18 protein-coding genes are annotated in these 19,977 nt (G+C 61.2%); 2 read left to right on the forward strand and 16 right to left on the reverse strand.

All coding sequences use genetic code 11. The features are described 5' to 3' along the window. The coding region (locus tag ACIREA_RS00455; protein ID WP_397379424.1) for a hypothetical protein at nucleotides 1-180 on the forward strand (180 nt) is incomplete at its 5' end. A gap of 83 nt (nucleotides 181-263) precedes the next feature. Next, on the forward strand, nucleotides 264-593 hold the full coding sequence (locus ACIREA_RS00460; RefSeq protein ID WP_397379426.1) for a TMEM14 family protein: 330 nt from the start codon (nucleotides 264-266) through the stop codon (nucleotides 591-593). A 91-nt stretch (nucleotides 594-684) separates the two neighbouring features. Here ACIREA_RS00460 and ACIREA_RS00465 read toward each other — a convergent pair whose 3' ends face one another. The 16 genes from ACIREA_RS00465 to ACIREA_RS00540 all read right to left on the reverse strand — a co-directional run bounded on the left by ACIREA_RS00465 (nucleotide 685) and on the right by ACIREA_RS00540 (nucleotide 19,962). Next, on the reverse strand, nucleotides 685-966 hold the full coding sequence (locus ACIREA_RS00465) for a hypothetical protein (protein ID WP_397379429.1): 282 nt from the start codon (nucleotides 964-966) through the stop codon (nucleotides 685-687). Then, the gene (locus tag ACIREA_RS00470; RefSeq protein WP_397379431.1) at nucleotides 909-1,511 is read right to left on the reverse strand and encodes a WD40 repeat domain-containing protein; all 603 of its coding nucleotides are present in this window, start codon (nucleotides 1,509-1,511) and stop codon (nucleotides 909-911) included. Before ACIREA_RS00470 ends, ACIREA_RS00465 begins: the two co-directional genes overlap by 58 nt. After that, complete coding sequence (locus tag ACIREA_RS00475) at nucleotides 1,495-1,698, reverse strand: hypothetical protein (RefSeq protein ID WP_397379434.1); 204 nt, start codon at nucleotides 1,696-1,698, stop codon at nucleotides 1,495-1,497. Before ACIREA_RS00475 ends, ACIREA_RS00470 begins: the two co-directional genes overlap by 17 nt. Before the next feature lie 11 nt (nucleotides 1,699-1,709). Beyond that, the gene (locus tag ACIREA_RS00480) at nucleotides 1,710-2,495 is read right to left on the reverse strand and encodes a hypothetical protein (RefSeq protein ID WP_397379436.1); all 786 of its coding nucleotides are present in this window, start codon (nucleotides 2,493-2,495) and stop codon (nucleotides 1,710-1,712) included. A gap of 73 nt (nucleotides 2,496-2,568) precedes the next feature. Next, nucleotides 2,569-5,376 carry a PVC-type heme-binding CxxCH protein gene (locus ACIREA_RS00485; RefSeq protein WP_397379439.1) on the reverse strand — a complete coding sequence of 936 codons (2,808 nt, stop codon included), beginning with the start codon at nucleotides 5,374-5,376 and terminating at the stop codon, nucleotides 2,569-2,571. Between the two features lie 30 nt (nucleotides 5,377-5,406). Then, nucleotides 5,407-5,715, reverse strand: a complete 309-nt coding sequence (locus ACIREA_RS00490) for a Dabb family protein (protein WP_397379442.1) — start codon at nucleotides 5,713-5,715, stop codon at nucleotides 5,407-5,409. 528 nt (nucleotides 5,716-6,243) lie between these two features. Further along, nucleotides 6,244-6,537: a hypothetical protein gene (locus ACIREA_RS00495; protein ID WP_397379444.1), complete on the reverse strand. Its 294-nt coding sequence runs from the start codon at nucleotides 6,535-6,537 to the stop codon at nucleotides 6,244-6,246. 317 nt (nucleotides 6,538-6,854) lie between these two features. Continuing rightward, nucleotides 6,855-8,135, reverse strand: a complete 1,281-nt coding sequence (locus tag ACIREA_RS00500) for a DUF1552 domain-containing protein (RefSeq protein ID WP_397379446.1) — start codon at nucleotides 8,133-8,135, stop codon at nucleotides 6,855-6,857. Nucleotides 8,136-8,204: 69 nt separating this feature from the next. After that, the gene (locus tag ACIREA_RS00505; protein ID WP_397379449.1) at nucleotides 8,205-9,956 is read right to left on the reverse strand and encodes a dienelactone hydrolase family protein; all 1,752 of its coding nucleotides are present in this window, start codon (nucleotides 9,954-9,956) and stop codon (nucleotides 8,205-8,207) included. A 39-nt stretch (nucleotides 9,957-9,995) separates the two neighbouring features. Beyond that, nucleotides 9,996-12,695 (reverse strand): DUF1592 domain-containing protein, encoded by a 2,700-nt coding sequence (locus ACIREA_RS00510; protein WP_397379451.1) that lies wholly within the window; start codon nucleotides 12,693-12,695, stop codon nucleotides 9,996-9,998. Nucleotides 12,696-12,715: 20 nt separating this feature from the next. Beyond that, complete coding sequence (locus ACIREA_RS00515) at nucleotides 12,716-14,269, reverse strand: LamG-like jellyroll fold domain-containing protein (RefSeq protein WP_397379453.1); 1,554 nt, start codon at nucleotides 14,267-14,269, stop codon at nucleotides 12,716-12,718. Then, the gene (locus tag ACIREA_RS00520; protein ID WP_397379455.1) at nucleotides 14,266-14,793 is read right to left on the reverse strand and encodes a sigma-70 family RNA polymerase sigma factor; all 528 of its coding nucleotides are present in this window, start codon (nucleotides 14,791-14,793) and stop codon (nucleotides 14,266-14,268) included. Before ACIREA_RS00520 ends, ACIREA_RS00515 begins: the two co-directional genes overlap by 4 nt. A gap of 461 nt (nucleotides 14,794-15,254) precedes the next feature. Then, complete coding sequence (locus ACIREA_RS00525) at nucleotides 15,255-16,178, reverse strand: sugar phosphate isomerase/epimerase family protein (protein ID WP_397379457.1); 924 nt, start codon at nucleotides 16,176-16,178, stop codon at nucleotides 15,255-15,257. Between the two features lie 70 nt (nucleotides 16,179-16,248). After that, on the reverse strand, nucleotides 16,249-17,511 hold the full coding sequence (locus ACIREA_RS00530; protein ID WP_397379459.1) for an amidohydrolase family protein: 1,263 nt from the start codon (nucleotides 17,509-17,511) through the stop codon (nucleotides 16,249-16,251). A 24-nt stretch (nucleotides 17,512-17,535) separates the two neighbouring features. Next, nucleotides 17,536-19,128, reverse strand: coding sequence for an aldehyde dehydrogenase (NADP(+)) (locus tag ACIREA_RS00535; protein ID WP_397379462.1), 1,593 nt, complete (start codon nucleotides 19,126-19,128; stop codon nucleotides 17,536-17,538). 6 nt (nucleotides 19,129-19,134) lie between these two features. After that, entirely contained in the window at nucleotides 19,135-19,962 is an 828-nt protein-coding gene (locus ACIREA_RS00540) for a fumarylacetoacetate hydrolase family protein (RefSeq protein ID WP_397379464.1), read from the reverse strand. Nucleotides 19,963-19,977: the final 15 nt, after the last annotated feature.

The following is a 19,977-nucleotide window of genomic DNA, read 5'->3' on the forward strand; positions in this document are numbered from 1 at the left end:
TGGGCTTTTATCTTCACCGAGAAAGTCCTTGCTTACGATCACGCCCTTATGGCTGTGGCCTTCCTTGTCCCCGGCATTGTTTCCGGGGCCGTTTGCGCGGTCTTGTGGCGTAAAGTGGGCCTCCGCTGTGACAAAGCCAGGTCCGGCTCGAAAGACAAAGAACCCACACCCGCAAGCTGACGGCAGCTAATCCATCTCAGTCCCTTTCGGCCAGCATTCCTTTCTCCTTGCAATGAATTGGTGAAACTGGAAACCTCCCCATCATGGCCAATTTTGATATAGTGTTATGGGGTTTTATCGTGGTGCTTCTCACTGGGGGGCTGGTCGGTTACTTTAAAGCTGGGAGCCGTGTGTCGCTGCTTACGAGTGGCCTTATCGCGGTTCTCCTGGCGTTCGCCGCATTGGGATTTTTCGGCGCAACCACTTCCCGCTCGGTCGCGAGATTCATGGTCGGGTGTCTCTTTTGCCTCTTTGGCTGCCGCTGGTGGGTGAGTCGTAAGTTCATGCCTAGTGGCCTCATGGCCTTGGCAGCGCTTGCGACCAGCGGCCTGCTGGCCGGATTTGACGATCATCTGCTAGGAAATGGCTTTTGAGGGGGGGCGGGGCGTGTTGGCTCTGGACGTGGCACGGGAACGGGGTGTTAGGAGGGGCTCGCCGCTGCTCCTGCGCATGGTCCCAGGCAGCTTACTTCCCCAGCCGCTTCACCTTCACCTCAGACACCACCCAGTCGCTGGCGACGGTGCCGAGAGCGAAGGCGCCGTGCGTGCTCTTCCAATCTGAATGCTGGCTGAGCGAGGACACCGGGCCGGCCCATTCGTAGAGGGGCTGGCCATCGAGTGTGGTCGTGATAATGGCACTCGGGCCGGCCTGGCGGACGGTCACTTCCAGGTCGTGCGGCTCGGAGTCCTTCACCTGTTTGCCCTGCACGGCTCCCGGCAGGTCTTTGCCAAACTTGCCGTTGACCATGACCAGGCCGGTGTAAATGCCGCCATGGGGCGACCTTCCAGCTCGAACCCGCACATCCGGTCCGCAACGGGGATGACGAGGGGGGAAGATTGTTTCGGGCCGAGCTGCCGCAGCTTCACGCGTACTTGATACCTAGTGCCGCTCAGGTCGCCGGGCAGCGGCAGGGTGGCATGGGGCTTGACCGGGCTATTGAGCGTTCCGTTTTCCATGCGCCAGCCGTTGCCGGTCTTCTCGACGATGGCGGGGGTGAGCTTGGCGAAGAGGTCTTCTTCGCCTTCGAGACCGGAGGCCGGTTTGGCTTCGGCCAAGCTCTGCGGCTCCCAGATGAGGGTTTCATTGTTCTCCGCAGCACAGCCGAGCCGGTGGCCGCTGCGGCTGAAGGAAAGCTGCTGCGGCGGTCGGTTGGGACCGCGCAATTCCTCCAGGCGGCGGCCGCTGTCGAGGTCCCAGAGGCGGATGCTGAGGTCATCAGAGGTCGTGGCGAGGATGGGCCGTGTGGGGTGCCAGGCCAGCGCGGTGATGCGGCCGTCATGTGCGCGAAACACCACACTTTTGCCACAGCGCATACATGCTCAGGCGCGCAGCCTCACGCAATTCCTGAAAACGTCTAGGCAATCGCTCGCGGATGCGCTCGGCGTAGTCGTGGGCGGCGTGGTTGTCAGGCGCGGTGGGTATGGGAACTCTTGCGGCGTGGAGCACGGCCAGTGGCGCGAGGAGCAGCGTGGGCTTCATGGAATGAGCAATCACTTCACTTTCCAAATCTTCACGTCGTCGATCCATACCGTGTTCGGCATCAGCAAACTGAACCAGCGCTTCATCGGATGGGCGAAGCCTTCGGAGCGGTGATGGGCAAGGAGTTTGCCATCAATGCTGAACCGTAGTTCATCGCCTTCGGTCACGAGCACGAGTTCGTGCCAGTCGATGTCCGCTTTCCACGGGACGGTGATCTGCTTCGTTTTCAACAAGGCTTCGAGATCGGCGGGCAGTTTCTCCTTTCGGTCCAGATACTCCTGCCTGCGCTTGCGGATCTCCAGATTCATCACGCCGGTCTTCGAATCCATGAGCACGATGTTGCTCTGCGAAAGGACGCCGTAGCAGAGATGGCCCGCATGGATGCCCTTGGTCTCGCGGTCCACGAAGCCAAGCGTGAGTGCTTCATCTTTGTTCAGGCCGGGAAACTTGAAGCGCACGACGGCACCGCCATCGGCGAAGCCGGCATCGTGATGAATGTGCGCGGCATGTCCGGCTTCTTTCGTGGCGCTGGCGAGCTTGAGGATGCCGCCGTCGAGATCGGCCTGTTTGATCTGCGGCACCCGGTCTGCCGTGGCGCTCTCCCAACCGTTGCCGATGGCCTTCATGCCATTGCCGGTTTCCTCACGCTCAAAGGCGTCGTGAAAGAGGGGCGTGCCTTTCTCACGAAGCCACCCGGCGTCATCGCGCGACGGAGTAGTTGGCTTGGGATCGGCGGCGTGCAGGGCGGCCAGCGATGCGAGTAGCAGGATGGTGAAGAGGGTGCGGGTGGGTTTCATTTGGAGTTCTTGGTGTCTGGTTGCGGACTCACGGAGGCCGCTGGCTTGGACAGCCCATTTTCCGCATCTTCTGTCATGGAAGGGTCCGCAAATACGCCACCAAGTCAACGAGTTGCTGATCCGTGAAACCACTGGCGAGCGGTAGCATGACCGATTTTCCGGCGATGTAGCCGGCGTTCTTGATGTCCGCCACGGGGATCACTTGCGGCACGCCGCCCATGAGGAGGACGGTGATGTCTTTGGCTGATTCGGACTTCTTGAAGCCTTCGATGCGCTGGCCGGTCTTCGTTTCGATTCGGTAGAGGCGGAAGACTTGCTCAACGGCAGCATCAGGGGCGAGGATGGAGGTGAGCAGGCCCTCGATGTCACGCTTCGACGAACCGTCGAGCGGTGGGCCAAGCGAAACGCCTTTGCCGCCGATGACGTGGCACGACATGCAGGTGCCTTCGAACAAGGGACGTCCGGCGGCAGCGTTGGCCTTTGGCAGCAGCGCGGTCACAGCGGCGATGCGGGCTTGCACCTTGGTTTGTTCGTCGGCAGCGGGTGCTGGGGCCGTGCCAATGACCTTGTCCCACTTCGATTCCAACAGCTGGGCGGCGGGCGATTTGGTTTCCGCCAGCGATAGCAAGAAGTCTTGGAAGGCCTGCTCATAACTGCCGCCAAGGGCGAGGTAGTTGCCGTTCCAGCCTTTGATCTCAACCTTCGGCGGAGGCGTGGCACTCCACTGTTTCAACCAGGCGATGCGGTTGGCATTCACCGGCCCGGCGGCACGTCGAAAGTAGCGCAGCACCTCGTAGCGGACAGTCCACTGCGTCTCGGAGTCGAGCGGCTGCAGAAGATCGAACGCCGTGTCCTCCGCCACCTTCAAGGTGCTGAGCACGCGAACGGCCTCGCGGCGAAGATCGATGGAAGGGGCGCTGAGCAGAGTCTTCCACAGGGCGGCGTCAAAGTGGCCGAGCTCTTCCAGCGACCACAGTGCGTGAATGCGGGCGTCGTCAGCGACTTGCCCGTCGGCGGCGAGTTTCGAGAGCGCGGGGATGAGTTCCTTTCCGTTGCGCTCGCCGATCTGATGCCACGCCGCGCGCATCTCCCAAGTGCTCGCGGCTTGCAGATGCGCGGGCAGCTCGGCGGTCGGCACATGAGTCATGTCGGGCGTTTGGCTCTGCGATTGTGAGCTATGGCGCACGCGCCAGACACGACCGTGTTCTTTATCGCGGGCGGGATGGTCGCGTGGGATTTCGTTGTGCGAGATGATGCGGTTATACCAGTCGGTGATGTAAAGGCAGCCATCGGGACCGAAGGTGATCGCCACCGGTCGGAACATCGTGTCGCTGCATGACACCAGATCACCGCGTTTCTCGAAGCTCCACACGCCTCGCTCATCGAGCTTCGCGGAAATGGCGTGGATTTTGCCGAGGATGGGGTTCGCGATGTAGAGCAGCCCGTGCCACGGCGCTGGAAAACTGCCACTGAGGTCATCGCAGATCGCTAGGCCGGAGAAGCCCGTGCCGCCCAGGTTCAGCTCCCAGGCCGTGGGTGGATGCATCGGCGCATTCGGATGCAGCCGCATGGAAATGTAGGCCGGATAACTGGAATCCTCCTCAAACGGCACCACACTGTAGCCGAGATCATTGGCCTCGTGGATGAACACGCGCCCGGTGCGACCGAGACCCCACCCCCAGATATTGTTCAGCCCCGCGCTGAGGATGCGGGTGTCTGTGCCGTCGGGGGCCGTCGAAGCAACGAGCGTGCGATTGAAGACAAACGATGCACCGGAGGCGTCGGTCATCGTGCCGCGATTCAGCAACCCCTGCGAAAACAACACGCGCCCGCCCGGCATCCACGTGAGCTGATGCGGCAGCGTGTGCGTGTCCTGCGTGCCAAAACCCCGCAGTAAGACGCGTCGCTCGTCCCCGCGGCCGTCGCCGTCATTGTCGTCGAGGAAGAAGATCTCCGGCCCCTGCGCGACATACACCCCGCGACCGCGCGGCAGCAATGAAAGCGGCATCACCATTCCGTCTGCAAACACACGCGGCGTCTGCGGCGAGCGCGCCGTGGGCGTTTCAAACACCACGATGCGGTCTTTGCCAGGTCGCTTCCAAATTTCGGGATCATTGTCGCAGGGATACATCGTCGCCGTGGCCGACCACATGCGGCCAGCATCGTCAAAGGCGACCATCGTCGGCTTCGGCAGCCCCGTTACCTCACTGGCGACGAGTTCGACGCTGAAGCCTTCCGGCAGCGTGAAACGCTTTCGCTGTTCAGTCGCGCTGAGCGCCTGCACGGATTCATTGTTGTAGCCTATGGCTCGTGCGAGTGCCTCCGTGCTCTTTGGCCGCACCTGAAGCACGGATTTCGCCGCCGCCACCACGTCTGCTTTTTCGCCGGGTGCGAGCACGACGTAATCGAGGCCGAGCATGTGGCTTTTGCGCGCTGCGGGATTGGCTCCGCGCACCACAAATCGCAGCACCTGCTCGCCTGCCTTCAGTTCAAGACGAGGCCCCAGCGGCAACGTGCCAGTGTGGACCACCTCAGGGTTGTAGAGATCGAGTTTTTCGAGCAAGAGCTGATCATTGAGCCAAACGTCGAAGATGCCGTAATCGAGCGCTTTGGTGAAACCCGCGCCGAGTTGGTAAACCCCCGCTTGGGTGATGGGGAGAGTCAGTTCCAGTGCATCGTCAGGCTTGGCTCCAGTCCACCAGAGATGCGCCGAGCCGCTCCATGAGCCCTGCTTGTAACTGCGCAAATCCTGGGGCTTTGCCTGGCCGCTGACCTTGCGCACCGCGAGCTTTTCACCCTCCAGCAAAGTGGGGGCATTTTGCCCTGCGGCGCTGATGGTGAGGAGCGTCAGGAGGAGGACGCGTAGTGAATGGGTGGGCATAGTCGGCTTAATTGGTGTGTGAAACGGGCATTACAATGGCATGTTGAAATCGAAGACCACCACGCGCTCAAGGCACGGCACGACGATCGCCTTCACTTCTTCGTGAAGGGGATGCGGCAGATACTCATCGCGCGCCTGTGAGCTGGCGAACGTCATGATGAAGCCGTGCGTGAAACCGTCGTTCAAGCCCTCGCCGGAGTCGTAGGGGCCGTGGCTGAAATCAAGCAGACCGGGAATGCGCCCGACCATGCTCGACATGGAGGCGAAACACTCGACGATCTGTTCTGGAGTGATGTGGGCTTTGAATTGGAAGCAGCCGTAATGTTTGACCTGGGGCATAGCGATGGTGGCGTCGGTGGTTTGCGGGACAAAAGTGAAGGAATGAGAAGGACATATAGGCCCAGCCCCACTCCAAGTGAAGCCGCCAACACACACCAGCAGGTGACGAAAACGCACACCCGTCTCAAGCAGTCCTTACCGCTGCTCCCGATACCGCGCTGGCGACTTCCCGAGGTAGAGCTCCTTGGCGCGCTGCATCCGCACACTCATTGGCCGTGATCTGTCATGTGGTTGGTGATGGTAGTTCCGTTGTCGAGGAGAAGTGCTGGCATGATGGAGAATACGCAGACTTTGAGGGGAAACTGATTCTGATCTTCCTCCTGAAGGGGAGTGAGCGCCTCCCCTCCGTTCTTCCTTCAAGTGAAACTGCATCTGCTATGCAAACGGGTGCGACACGACTTCAAGGCGGAGGAACTGACCATGGGGGATGGTCGAGCTGCTACGACATAGTGAAGTCACATCATAGCGTTTCCGTTCCGGCTTCATTTGCCGAAAAAAATTTCAGAGGGCGAAAATGACCAGCAGATACTACTCTGGCGAGCGAGGGTGGACGTGGCTCAGACCTATCGCTTCCCAGAGTTCCTTCGCCCAGTGCAGCCAGATGATCCCAGCGACTTTTTTTGGCACTCTCGGCTCCAGTGTCGGGAAAGAGAGTGATGCAAACTCACTCAACCCTGCCCGACTCTGTGGAACCGCGCCTGCCTCGATGAGGCGAAGATCAAAGGCGGCTGGACTTTGGCTTGATGCATAAAGCGAGCTCGCAGCCTGTGCGGCGGGCACCGCCAGCAGCAGCGCGGTGAGGAGTGTGAGTGTGTGTTTCATTTGGAGTTCTTGGTGTCTGGTTTACGGACTCGCGGAGGCCGCTGGCTTGGGCAGCACTCTGGCAGGTGGCGTGGGCTCGTGTGGCTTTGGTCCGCCTGATCCGGGCTGACGCAGTTCCTTTTGAACCCACTCGAGGCCTTGCAGGTTGCCCTTGACCCCCCGGCGGCGTCTAGGTTGCCGCGTTCGTGGATGACGCCGACCGGGCCGCGCCAGCCGCTCGCTTCGACGACACGGAACAACACGAGTTTCGACTTATCGCTGACCGGTGTCGCCGAAGGTGTTGGCATTGCTTGTTTGGTCTCGCTGGATTGCATTCATCAGGCCGCGAGTTCCTTCAGCAGGCCCGAGCTGTCACCGTGACGTTCGACATTAACGCCGCTGCCGTGAAGTAGCGTGAGCCAAGCGTTGCAGAGCGGCGTGTCTTTGGAGGCGACGAGGTGGTGGCCGAGTTTGATGCCCGCTCCGCCACCGGCGATGAGCGTGGGGCAGTTGGTGAGGTTGTGGACGGTGCTGAGGTTGCTGCCGAAGACGACCGTGCTGTGGTCGAAGAGGCGGGTGCCGTTGGCTTCTTTGACGGTCTTGAGTTTGTCGAGCAGACCGGCGAGGAGTTCGCTGTGTGCGACGTCGCGTTTCTGGGAGGCTTCCATGCGCTCGCCGGGGCTGTAGTGGCTCATGTCGTGCGCGGCGACCTTGACGCCGAGGCTGGTGAGCAGGTTGGCGATGGGCAGGCGGTAGGTGAGCACGCGGGTGCTGTCGGTCTGGAGCGTGGCGACCATGAGGTCATACATGAGCTTGATTTCCTCCACGCCAGAACGGCCATCCGGCGGCTGCGGCAGCGGGGCTTTGGGCTTTGGCACGGACTGCCATTGCTCTTCCTTGGCGATGCGCAGTTCGATTTCGCGGATGCCTTGGAAATACTCGTCGAGCTTCTCCACGTCGTTCTTCGCCAGTCCGCGCTGGAGGTCTTGTGCCTCGACCATCACGGCATCGAGCAGGCTGCGCTTTTGCGTCATTCGCAGACGGAGTTGATCGAGCGGCACTTGCTCGGCGGAGAAGAGGCGGTGAAAAACAGCGAGCGGTGAGTTGATGCCCGCGATGGGTTTGCCCCGGCTGTCCCACGCGAGTGAGAGGCCCGCGCCGTGACCGGGACCGGAAAGGTCTTTGTCGCTGCCATTGAGCTGGAGCGAAGCGAAGCGCGTGTCTTTGCCAAAGGCGGCCGCCGCCGCCTGGTCCACAGAGATGCTGTTGTGCGCGGAGGCACCGCCTTCGTGTGCATTCGCACCGGTGAGCCAGCGGGTGCTGCCGCCGTGCGCATCCTCGGAATACCGATTTGTGAGCCCCTGCACGATGGTGAAGTCCTTTCGATGCCGCGCGAGCGGAGCCAGTCCCGGCGGCAGCGTGTAATCCGTGCCGGTCTGTTTCACATCGGGATACCACGTTTCCTTGGTCACGCCGAAGCCGATGCCGAGGAAGATCATGCGCTTCGCCGGTGCAGCGGGCACGGCAGCGGAGGCGAAGCGGCGAAAGCCGAGTGACTCAAGAAACGGCAGCGCAATGAGCGCGGGACTGGAACGGAGGAAGTGGCGGCGGGTGAACATGGGAATGGGAATGGGGATGGTGGGTGGCGATGGGTTCTGGCGATGTCTGGAAGTGCGTGGAAAGGCGGCTCACGGTTTTTGGGCTTCCGGGGTCACCCATTTGAAGTCTGCGAAGATGATCTTGGTCAGGTCGGACCTCTCCTTGGGCAGAAAGTGAAACTTTCCGACTCGGGACCAGTCGGGCATTGGCTTCTGGCTGAAGCGGTTGATCAGGCGCTCTGGGGCTATGGTCATCTCCTGCCAGTTGTCGGAGGCGGTGATCTCAAGCTCGACGGTGTTGTAATCGGCGGCGGTGAGCACCACAGTTTGCGGCTCGGTGCAGTAGAACTTGAAGCTCAGCCGCGAGTTGGCAGGAGCTTGCCATTTGGGATCGTGCAGTTGCTCGGTGCCGGAACCGCGTCCGTTGTTCGTCGAACGAAATCCCTTGATGCCTTTGGGGCCTTCGAGTTCGGCGATGTTGCTCCAGGCGCTGTAACCGCTGTCGGAAATCTCGTTCGATGGTTTGTCTGTGGCCACCGCGTTGCCGAGCTTAGCAGGGATCGCTGCGTTGAAATCGGTCGAGCGGACGATGGTCGTGTCGTAAGTGATGTTGGCGTAGCCGAAGACATAGTCGTCCACATTGAGCACGGGCATCTTGCCCACCCACTGTTGTCCCTGCCTCACGCTGGGAGTGTCTCGCCAGGAGCGGGTGTAGCTGCACGGGTTCTTGAGCGCGTAAAACAACTCGACCTTGCGCACGGTGTCGGGTGACGCCGGAGTGATGACGAGTTCCGGCACGCCTTCGGCATCCAGACGGATCTCGGACCTCGGATGCTCCGGCCAAGTCACGTCTTTGCCGAGCACATGCTTTTCCAACCAGAACTTGGTGTTCTGCCCGATCTTCTCAGTGTCGTGATGTCCGCGTGCTTGAATTGCAAACGACCACGGCACGTTCTTCGGGAACTTCTTGAAGCTCTCCAGCCCGCGTTCGTGGCCGCCATGATGATCGTTCGAGCCGTTCAAAAACAACGTTGCCGCCGTGATGAATGGCACATGAGCCTCGGGCGCGATTGAAGCCATGATGATCTCTTCTCCCGGCGACTTCGGTGGCTCGGTGTAGGGCACGTTGTAAAGCCAGACCTGCTTGTCGCGGTAGTAGTCGTTGTAACCGATGCCGAAGTAGGCGGCGACTGCCTTCACCCGTGGATCGGTGGCGAGATTCCACATCAGCGTGCCGCCATACGAATACCCCGTCGCTCCGAGCCGCGTGCGATCCACTTCCTTCTGCTGTTCGAGATAACTCAGCACCCGGCGCTGGATCGCATACCACACGTAGTCGGAAGTCTGCTTCGGATCGGTGATTTGCTTTCCGTCCAGGTCCTGAGCCCGCACCGGTCCCGCCACCGTTCGATCCATGTTTCCGTGCCGCAGCTTCTCTGGATACTTGGTGAAGTGAGGGCGGGTTCCCGTCCGACCGCAGTAGTCATGCGCCATCACCGCCCAGCCGTCCTCGACAAATTTCCGGTCTGGCTCCGCCGCGCCCATCCAGCCATGCACCACCAGGAGGCCCGGAGCCTTCGTCGCACCCGTCTTCACGCTGTAGCGGCAGTAAACACGAATCTCTTCACCGAGCACATATGCGCTGATGTAGGAGTCGCGATGGAGGATGCCGTCTTTCGTTTCCACCTTCACGACCTCCTCTTTGAGGTCGCCCTTGTCGGGGTCGTAATCTCTCCAAAGCTGCACTGGAGCCGGAGCCGCCTTGTCTTCGGCTGCGGCCATGCCTGCGATGATTAGTGGCACGAGAGCAAGTGCGACAATGAGCGGGGCTGAGGATTTCATGAGACGGCGGGTGTGCATGAGGGCGATGTGTTGATGTGACTATTTGGTCTGAAACTCGCGGCTTTGGACGAGGGTATGGATGAAGGAACGGAGGGCGAAGTTTTGCGCCTTCGACTCGGCGATCATCCGCTCGATGACCGGCCCGTCGCTGAATCCGGCGGAGTGGCCGAGCGCATACTCCACGAGCGCGGCGCTGAGGCCTCGGGCGAAGTCATCGGAGCGAGCGGCGATGAGATCGCGAAGCTGCTCGTAGCCGGCGAAGGCGGTGCCCTTGTGGAAAGCGCCGGCCGGATCGATTGGCCACGTCTTCTTCCCCAGCCCGGTGCGTTCATAGGAATCCTCCGTGCGCCACTGGCCCACGGCATCGAAGTTTTCCAAGCCGAAGCCGATCGGATCGATGCGGCGGTGGCAACTCGCGCATTGGGGCTGCTCCTGATGCGCCAGCAGGCGCTCGCGGGTGGTGAGAAGTTTGTCTTCGAGTCGCGTGAGCTGCGGCACATTCGCGGGTGCGGGCGGTGGCGGATCGTTGAGCAGCTTGCGCAGCACCCATGCGCCGCGTTCCACGGGGCTGCTGTGTTCGCCATTGCTGCCCATCGCATGAATCGCCGCCATGCCGAGCAATCCTCCACGGGGCGAGCCAGCGGGCAGCTTTACGGCGCGGAACTCATCGCTGCCGACATCGTCGAGCCCGTAATAGTTCGCGAGCAGACCGTCCACGACGACGTAGTCGGCCTTCAGTAAATCGCGGGCGCTGCGATTCTCGCGCAGCAGATAGGCAAAGGTTTCGAAGACTTCCAGACGCGCCGCTTCTTTCGTAGCGAGGTCGAAGTTGGGGTAACGGGCATTATTGAAGCGGAAGAAATCCAACCGATCCATCCGCAGCCATTGATGCAGGAAGGGTCGCGTGAAACCTGCCGAACGAGAATCAGCGAGTAGGCGATCGGTCTGCTTCTTTAAGACATCGGGCTTCAGCAAGTCACCATTGGCGGCGAGGGTGCGCAGCTCGCCATCGGGAGGCGCACCCCACAAAAGATAGCTGAGGCGAATGGCGAGGTCGGCGGCGGGGAGATTGCCCGCAGCTGCATTGTAATGGTCGGGCGCAGTGGATGGCTGCGGCTCGTTGAGGTAGAGGAAGCGGGGTGAAGCGAGCACGACGGCGAGCGCTTCCTTCAGCGCTGCGCGATGAGCGGCACCGTGCTGGCGGTGGTCATTGTAGATGCCGATGAGGCGATCCACAAACGCCGGTGACGGCTGCCTGCCACGGTAAGCCTCGACACAGAAAGCCTCCAGTGCCTGGCGCAAAGCTTCGGGAGCGAACTGGCGATCCACAGCGCCGAGGACTGGCGTGAGCGCCTTCATGCCGGGCGCGTCCGGCTTGGCGGGGAGTTTCTCCAGTTCGGCATAGTCCAGCCAGATGGCGAAGTCGGGACCGACGCCATTTTCTGTAATGCCCGCACCCTGCTTCCGCACGGGTTGGCTGTCGTCGTCGTGCGTGCCGCGTTCGCGGACGAAGAAGGAAACGACGTTCCCATGCAGCGTCACGGGAATCTCAATGATCTGCGGGGAAACCAGCGTGCCGCTTACCATGTGCCGGCTGTCGTGATTGAACGGATTGCCGCCGCCGAGGCCGAATTCGATGAAGCGCCGTTGCGCGTCCACATTTTTCGATGCGGCTAACCGGAGGCGGACGACGTAGTCCCCGGCCGGACAGCCGTGCGTGGCGAAGGAAAAGTAGGACCTGACCGCATTGTCGCCGACGGTGAGCCAGGTGCCCGTGCGGTTTTCGGGCATGGAGAGATACCACGCCTGATACGGCACGAGATTCCACTGCCCCAGACCGACGTGCATCGCGTGGAAGGCATCGGTGAAACCAAACGTCGTCGGCGATGGCGCGCCAGGAACTTTGTCCCAACGATGATAGATCGCGTTCGGCTCGTTCTTGAGTTCATTACGAATCGCTGCGACGGCTTCTCGGTTCTCCGGTTTGGCGGCAGCCTGGTCGACCGCACGTTTCCAGATCAGGAAACGCCGATGACCTTCGGTGCGTTCCCTGAGGGATTTCGCCACGGTTTCCATTGCGCCGGTTTCCCCCTCGAAGCGTTTCTTTACGACAGCATCTGCTTGGTCATGCCGCGCTAGCGCTTCTGCAACCGCCGTGCGTCCGAGGTCGAGGTATTGCTCAACCTGATCTCCCGAGAGGAAGAGGCTGCTGCCCGCCGTGTCGAAGTTGGTCGCGCTGGTATCCGCAGGCAGTTCATTCACCGGGATACCCATTCCGAACAGGGCCTCTAGGGTGTTCCCGTATTCGCGCTGATTCAGCCGCCGCATGGTGATGACGCCACGCGAGTCGCTGAGATTGCGCCGTGCGACGACGACGGTCTTCGCGAGATCGTCGAGAAAGTCCGCCTTCGCATTGGAAGGCAACCGCTTCTCATCCTCTGGCGGCATGTCACCCGAGTTCACCGCGTTGAGCACCTTCTGCCAGCGTTCCGCACTGCGATTGTCGGTGATGGAGAACGCAAGGTCGTCGAGGCGGAACTTGCCCTTCTGCTTCTCCGCATTGTGGCAGGAGAAGCAGTGTTCCTTGAGCAACGCACGGTGCTTCTCGGGGAAGGCTGCCTGCGGAGATTCAGCGGCGAACACCAAGCCCGAGTGCAGCAGAAGGAGGCACCGGATCGTCGCAGCGAAAGTGACAAGCGCACGCGAGCGAGGCAGAAAGGAAATGAGTGAAGGCGTCATGGGAAGACAGGGCGGTGGGTTCAGGGGCGCGTGTTCTGATAGATTTCGAGCAATTCGGATTCAGTGAGGGCGACATTCCACAGTGTCATTTCATCAATCCGGCCCACGAAGTTGCGCACCGGCCACGAGCCGTTGGCGATTGGAAGGCCCCAGTTGCCAATGTCGGCCTTGCCGATCCGCAACGTCTGCCTGCCGACAAGCGATTCGGTGGACATCTCTCTACCGTTCAGGAAGTGGCGCACTTTGCCACCGTGGTTGTCATAAGTCGTCGCGACAAAGGTCCACACACCGACTCGCCGCGGATGAAACAACTCCGGAGAGCCATAGCCCGTTCCCTTCAACGCACCGTCCGGTGCGGCGACCAGCACGCCAAAACGCAACTGCCCCGTAGGCGCGATCTGCCAGTGCGGGCAGCCCAGCTCATGCCCATCCGTGAGCAGCAAGCCCTGCATACGCCCGGGAATCGTATCGAGCCGAATCCACGCACTGAGGGTGAGCGTGCCATAGCTGCCGGGAATGTTGACGCGGATACGGTCGCTGGGCCGCTTGAACTCCAACGCGCCTTTTTCAGCCCAGCGGCCGTTGCTCACCTCGCAGCCAATGATGGAGCCGTCCGCATGCTGAGGGCCAGAATCAATCAGCCGCGCATCCAACTTTTCAAAGTCATAGCGCACCGCCACGCGCGGATCGTTCGCGATGGTGCGGTTCCACTGCTGCCACGCGGCATATCGCTCCTTTGCCCGCTGGTCGGAGCGGCTGCGCACATCGTCGAAGGACGGGAAGCCGCTCGCATTGGCGCGAATATCCGTCCTTTGCCCGGTGCTCGCCCACGCAATCCCCGCGCCTTCCAGCAGACGCAGCGGAGCCGGTGACAGCGCACCCGCACCTGCCGGATGCAGCTCCACTTCACCATCGAAAACCTCCACCTTCGACCCCGCATTTCCACCCACCTCCATGCCAAACTCCGTGCCGAGATCCATGAGTTCAAATTCCGGCGACACCACCTGAAAGCCCCGCGCCTGCGGCGGCACCCACGCACGGATGCGCCCCGAGTGGCATACCGCGCGGTTCGCCGATACCAGTTCCAACTCCGCAGGCCCCTCCAGAATCACGCGGGCACCGCTGTAGAATTCCAGTTGCGCCAGACCACTCGTAAGTTGCAGTCGCCCGGCGGAAAGAATGTTTCCCGCACGTGGCTGATGAGTCCCCTTCCAGTTGGCATCAACCACCTGCGTCAGCAACGCCACGCCATCGTCCACCGCCTCCGGTTTCTCGCTCAGCATCGGAGCCTTTCTCGCGCTTGATCCAATCACCCAGCCGCCGACGAACAGAACTAACGCGGCAGCAGCAGCGAGCGGACGCCAGGAGAGCCAGCGGTTCGGCGGGGCTGTTTTGACCAGCTTTGGCCGCACCTTTGACGACAAGCCTGCCTCCACACGCGCATAGGCCAGATAGTCCCGGCGCAGCTGCGCATCCACTGCCAGCATGGACTCCAGCCTTCGCGCCTCTTCCAGAGTTGCCTCGCCGCCCAGGTAGCGGCGCACCAATTCCATCTGAGTGTCGCTCGATTTCATGCAAGTTCCTCCTTTTGGTTCAAGGTGAGCTGTACACAGTCCGCCAAGGTCATGCGGATGCGGTGCATTGATTTATAAAGAGCCATCGGTGTGCGGCCCGCTGAACGCGCTAGCTCATCCATGCGGACGCCCGGCGCATACGCCGTCTCCACCAGTTCGCGCTGGGCTGCGGGTAGCTTTTGCAAACACTCCTCCAGCGCCCGCTCCTCCTGCTCGCTCGACCGGGCCGCCTCCATGGCATCGGCCTCCAGCAAAGCCAGCACCTCATCGCCGAACACATGCCGGTCACGCGCCCTGTCGCGGAGAAATGCGAGAGCCTCGAACTTCGCCACGCCAAAGGCCCACGGACGGAAGTCCACCGAGTCATCAAACTTCCGCCACAGCACCGCCGCCGTCTGCTGCATGACCTCGCGCGCATCCTCCAGCGTGGGCACCAGCGAGCGCACAAAGCCACGCAACGCCTCTTCATGCTCCACATAGAGCCTGAGGAAGCGGTCATGTCTGTCGTTCTCCGCAGCGGTCATCACAAGGAACCCTCCACGAAAACGGCGATTTGCCGAAAAAAGTTTTCAGAGGACGAAAATGCCCGGCTGATGCCACTCTCACGAGCCGGGGTGGACGTTGCTCAAATCCATCGCTTCCCGGAGTTCCAGCAAGCGTCTCGGCATACAGCCTGCCAAGCTGATTTCCAAAAGTAGCAGGCAACGGTGAGTGTGCGCTTGATGTTGGGATTCATTTCTTCCATTCCGTGGCAGGCGCATCGGCAGCGTGCAGCGCGGCCTGTGACGCGAACAGGAGAGCGGTGAGGAGTGTGAGGGTGTGTTTCATGGTATTGGACGTTTCTACAGGGAGTGATTGGTATTTGCTTTTTCGACTAGTCCACGTCCGCCTCGTAGCAGCCATGGGGATCAAGGGGTTCAGTGATGAGTGCGTGCCTCACTTGGATTTCTTCGTGTCGGGTTGTGGAGTCGCGGAGGCCGCTGGCTTAGTCTTCACTTTGGCGGGGGGTGGGCTCCTGCGGCTTTGGCCCGCCTGATCCTGCCCGACGCAATTCCTTTTGAACCCACTCGAGGCCTTGCAAATTGCCCTTGATCCCCTCGGCGGCGTCGAGGTTGCCGCGTTCGTGGATGACGCCGACAGGACCGCGCCAGCCGCTCGCTTCGACGACACGAATCATCGCCAGTTCCGACTCATCGGAGCCGATGTAACGCACGCCGGGATACTGCGAGGTGTCGGCCCTCATGCCGTTGAGATTCACCGCGATCAGATAGGGCTGGATGCGTTTGAACAGCGCGGGGAACTCCGTCAGCGAGCCGCGCCAGTGGTGGAAGTTAAACACGATGCCCACGTTCGTGATGCCGCCGCGCTTCAGCCGCTCGATGATGGCGATTTGATGATCCTGCTCCTCAAACCATGGCTCGCGATGATTGTAGAGCCCCACTTTGCAACCGAGCGCCGCTGCATCCTCTGCGATGGGCCGGATGCGCGCCGCCTCGGCTTCGATTCGCTCGGCATCGTTGGTTGTTGTGATAGTGCGCGAGCCGCAAACCCAAAGCTGTGGATGGATACCGTGGCTCTTGATGGCATCGAGGATTTGCGGATTTCGTGCTGGATACCACCACGCGGTGATTTCGATGCCGTGCTTCTGCATCGCTTCGACTTCGGCATTGAAGGTTGGGACGTGTTCGGCGCGCCAATCGTAGGCGAGCTTCGTCACGCCAAGCTCCTTCAGCATCAGCGCCCGTTCCTCGGGGCCGCGCTTCTTCGCATCGTAAGGCACGATCCACAATGCGGCTATGTTCTTGCGGTCGAAGATGGACGGTGCATCGGCAGCGGTGACCTTTGCGGAGGCCGTCGCAAGAATGGTGATGGTGAGGAGGACGAGTGAGGTGAGCGATTTGGGTTTCATGGTTGGTTAGTGGTTTGCATGCTGTTGTCGGAGGAAAGGAATTTTCGCGCTACACGAAGGTGGGGAAGGTTCACGCGAGTTGTCCGGCCTTGATGATGCCGCCCTGCATCACGGCGAGGAGGTTGTCGCGGTTTTCGAGGATGGAGATGTCCTGGAGCACGTCGCCATTCACCACGAGCACATCGGCGAGCTTGCCGGCTTCGAGCGTGCCGAGTTCATGCTCGCGTCCCATCATCTTCGCGCCGCCGAGCGTGGCGCACGTGAGGGTGTCGAGTGCGCTGAAGCCAACGTAGTTCACGAAGAAGGTCAGCTCCTGCGCGTAGGTGCCGTGAGGCGTCCAGCCGAAGCCGTAGTCGCCACCGAGGCCCAATGTGCCTCCGGCTTTGAGCACGCGGCGGCAGCTCTCCGCGCCGGCTTCGAGGGTTTCCTGGTGTCCATCAATGACGCGTTGTGAAAGGCCGAAATCTTTGCCGCGCTGCACGCTGAACAGCTCGAACCCAAGGCCGGGGCACATCGGCACGTTGCGCTTGAGCAGGAGTTCGAGGCATTCGTCATCCATGAAGGTGCCGTGCTCGATGGCGTCGTAACCGGCCTTCAGCGCGTTGCGGATGCCTTCGGTGGCGCGGCAGTGACCGGTGACTTTGAGGCCGTGGTTGTGCGCGGTGGCGACGACGGCATGCATTTCATCAAACGTCATGCATAGCGTGTGATGGTCGTTGATGTCGGGAGAGGCAGCGTCGCCTGTGGGATAAGTCTTCACCCACTCGATGCCGTCTTTGACCAGCTTGCGCACGGCTACGCGGGCTTCGTCGGGCCCGTTGACGATGAAGACAATGCCTTCCATGCCGATCTTCCGATAGTCCGGGTTCCAGTCCATCAAACCACCCGCACCGCAGATTTCGCGACCGCTGGCGCTCAAGCGCGGGCCGGGAATCATGCCCTCCTCGATGGCCTTTTTCATCCACACGTCGATGTTGTGCAAGCAACCGCCGCTGCGCGCGGAGGTATAGCCGCATTCGAGCGCGGTCTTCGCATTCACTGCCGATTGTAGCGTCACGTATTCGACCGGGAACTTGATGTCGAGGTCCTGTAGCTCGGTGACATTGAAGTAGGTGAGATGGATGTGCGCCTCGATGAGTCCCGGCATGATGGTGCCGCCGTGTGCGTCGATGGTTACCGCTTCGGGCGGCAGTTTCGGCGCATCAGCGGCAGGTCCGGCGTAAGTGATGAATCCGTCGGTGACGATGACGGCGGCATTCGGGACGGGGGCCTTGCCAGTGCCGTCAATGAGCTGGCCGTTGGTAATGAGCGTGGTGCCTGTGGAGGTTTTCATGGTGGAAAGAAAAGTGGTTGGAGATCAACCCTCGCCGGGGGTGGATTCGCCATTGAGGAGGCGTCGGATCGTTAGCGGGTTGGCGTTTTGCAGCGCTGGTGGGAGCAGGTCGTCTGGCATGTCCTGATAGCAGACGGGACGGGCAAAGCGCAGCATGGCTGCGGTGCCGACGGAGGTGTAGCGGGTATCCGTGGTGGCCGGATACGGGCCACCGTGATTCATCGCATGGCAAACTTCGACGCCGGTGGGGAACGCATTGATGACGATGCGACCCGCCCTTTGTTCGAGATGCGCGAGCAGCGTCCGCGCACTCGTGAGGTCGGCGGAGTTGCCGTGGATGGTGGCGGTGAGTTGGCCTTCCAGAGCTGCGGCACAGGCGAGTATTTCGTCTGCACTCTCTGCCATGACGACGAGTGCGAAGGGTCCAAAAGCCTCAGTCGCCAGCGTGGGCGTCGCGAGAAAGTCATGCGCGGTGGTGACAGCCACACTGGGCTGAATCTGAGCGCCCAAAGCGTCAGGCGTGGCTTCCGCTGAAGCGAGCAGGCGGACTCCGGGAACACGGATGATGGCATCCCGATGCTCTGTGAAGGCCGTGCGAATGCCGGATGTGAGCATGACGCCGCTGGGAGCGCTGCGAACCAAGGCGCCGAGGGATTGCAGGAAAGCATCGGCATCTGCGCTCCTGAGCATGAAGACCAGTCCCGGCTTGGTGCAGAACTGACCAATCCCGAGCGTGCATGAGGCTAGCAGACCTTGGGCAAGTTTCTCACCACACTCAGCGAGTGCGCCGGGCAGCAAAAAGACTGGGTTTAGGCTGCTCATTTCGGCAAAGACCGGGATGGGGCGGGGCCGGGCCGAAGCAGCATCATACAAGGCGCGACCTGCGGCATGAGAGCCGGTAAAAGCCACCGCTGACGTGGCCGGATGTCGAGCCATCGCCATGCCGACGACCGCACCATTGCCATGGATGTAGGAGAAGATGCCGGGAGGAAGCCCGCAGGATGCAACAGCCCGATTCACCGCGCTCCCGACAAGCTCGGATGTGCCGGGGTGCGCACGGTGTGCCTTCACCACTACGGTGCATCCGGCTGCAAAAGCTGAGGCGGTGTCGCCACCAGCCACGGAGAAAGCGAGTGGGAAATTGCTCGAACCAAAGACCACGACTGGACCGAGGGGAATCAAGCAACGGCGCAAGTCAGGACGCGGTAACGGCTGGCGTTGCGGCAGAGCCGAGTCGATGCGGGCGTCCACCCAGGAGCCCTCTCTCGCCACGGTGGCAAAGAGCCGCAGCTGTCCGCAGGTGCGGGCACGCTCTCCAAGCAGCCGAGGCATTGGCAGTCCGGTCTCGGCGTGCGCGCACGCCAGCAGGCTCTCACCGAGCGCTTCGATTTCCTCCGCGATGGCTTCCAGAAAAAGCGCTCGCTGCTCGCCTGGACATACGCGCCACTGCTCAAACGCAGCAGTGGAGGTGTTCATCGCTTGGTCCACCTCAAGTTCTGATGCCTCGTGAAAAACCGTCTCCAGCGACTCCAGCTTTGCTGGATTCACCGCGCGAAAGGTGGTGCCGCCTACGGTGCCGGGCTGCCCGGCGATGCTGCTCAATCCGTGTAGTTTCATAGGGGCTCAGGCGATGGTGTTGATGAGTGTGCCGATGGGCGGGATGGTGATGCGCACTTCGTCGCCGGATTGCAAAGTGAAGTCATCCGGCGGCACAATGCCGGTGCCTGTCATGAGGTAGCAGCCGCGAGGGAAGGCATTGTCGCGGAACAACCAGGCGGCCAGCGAATCCAGCGGGCGCTTGATTTGCGCGAGTGTGGTGTCGCCGGAAAACACGGTCTGCCCAGCACGCCGGATTTCGAGCAGGATGACGGTCTCCGAGCCTGGTAGTGTGTCACTGATGAGCAGGCATGGCCCGAGTGCTGCGCAGCGGTCATAAACTTTGGCCTGCGGCAGATAAAGCGGATTTTCACCCTCAATGTCGCGGGAGGACATGTCATTACCGATGGTGTAACCGAAGATTTTCCCATTTGTATTGATGGCTAGAGTCAGCTCCGGCTCCGGCACGTTCCAACGGGAATCGGACCGAATGCGCAGTGCACCACCAGGAGCGACGACGCGGTGCGGCGTGGCTTTGAAGAACAACTCCGGGCGCTCAGCTTCATAAACTCGATCATAGAAGCGTGCGCCCTCCGCTTCGACCGACTCCTCCATACGCGCGGTGCGGCTGCGATAGTAGGTCACTCCGGCAGCCCACACTTCCTGCGACTGCACGAGCGGTCTGAGCAGCGGCGGACAACACTCAACAGCGTGCGCATCGGCGCAGACCTCCCCGAGTAAGGCGAGCGCATCGGGAGCTGTGAATAGGCGGTCGAGGTCGAATGAGGCAGGGAGCATCTGGTAGCTGCCATCGACTTCAACGCAGAGGCCGGATTCAGTAGTGTAGATTTTCATAGAGTGAGCTGTGAT

The organism is Prosthecobacter sp., assembly GCF_044373815.1.
Taxonomy (GTDB): Bacteria; Verrucomicrobiota; Verrucomicrobiia; order Verrucomicrobiales; family Verrucomicrobiaceae; genus Prosthecobacter.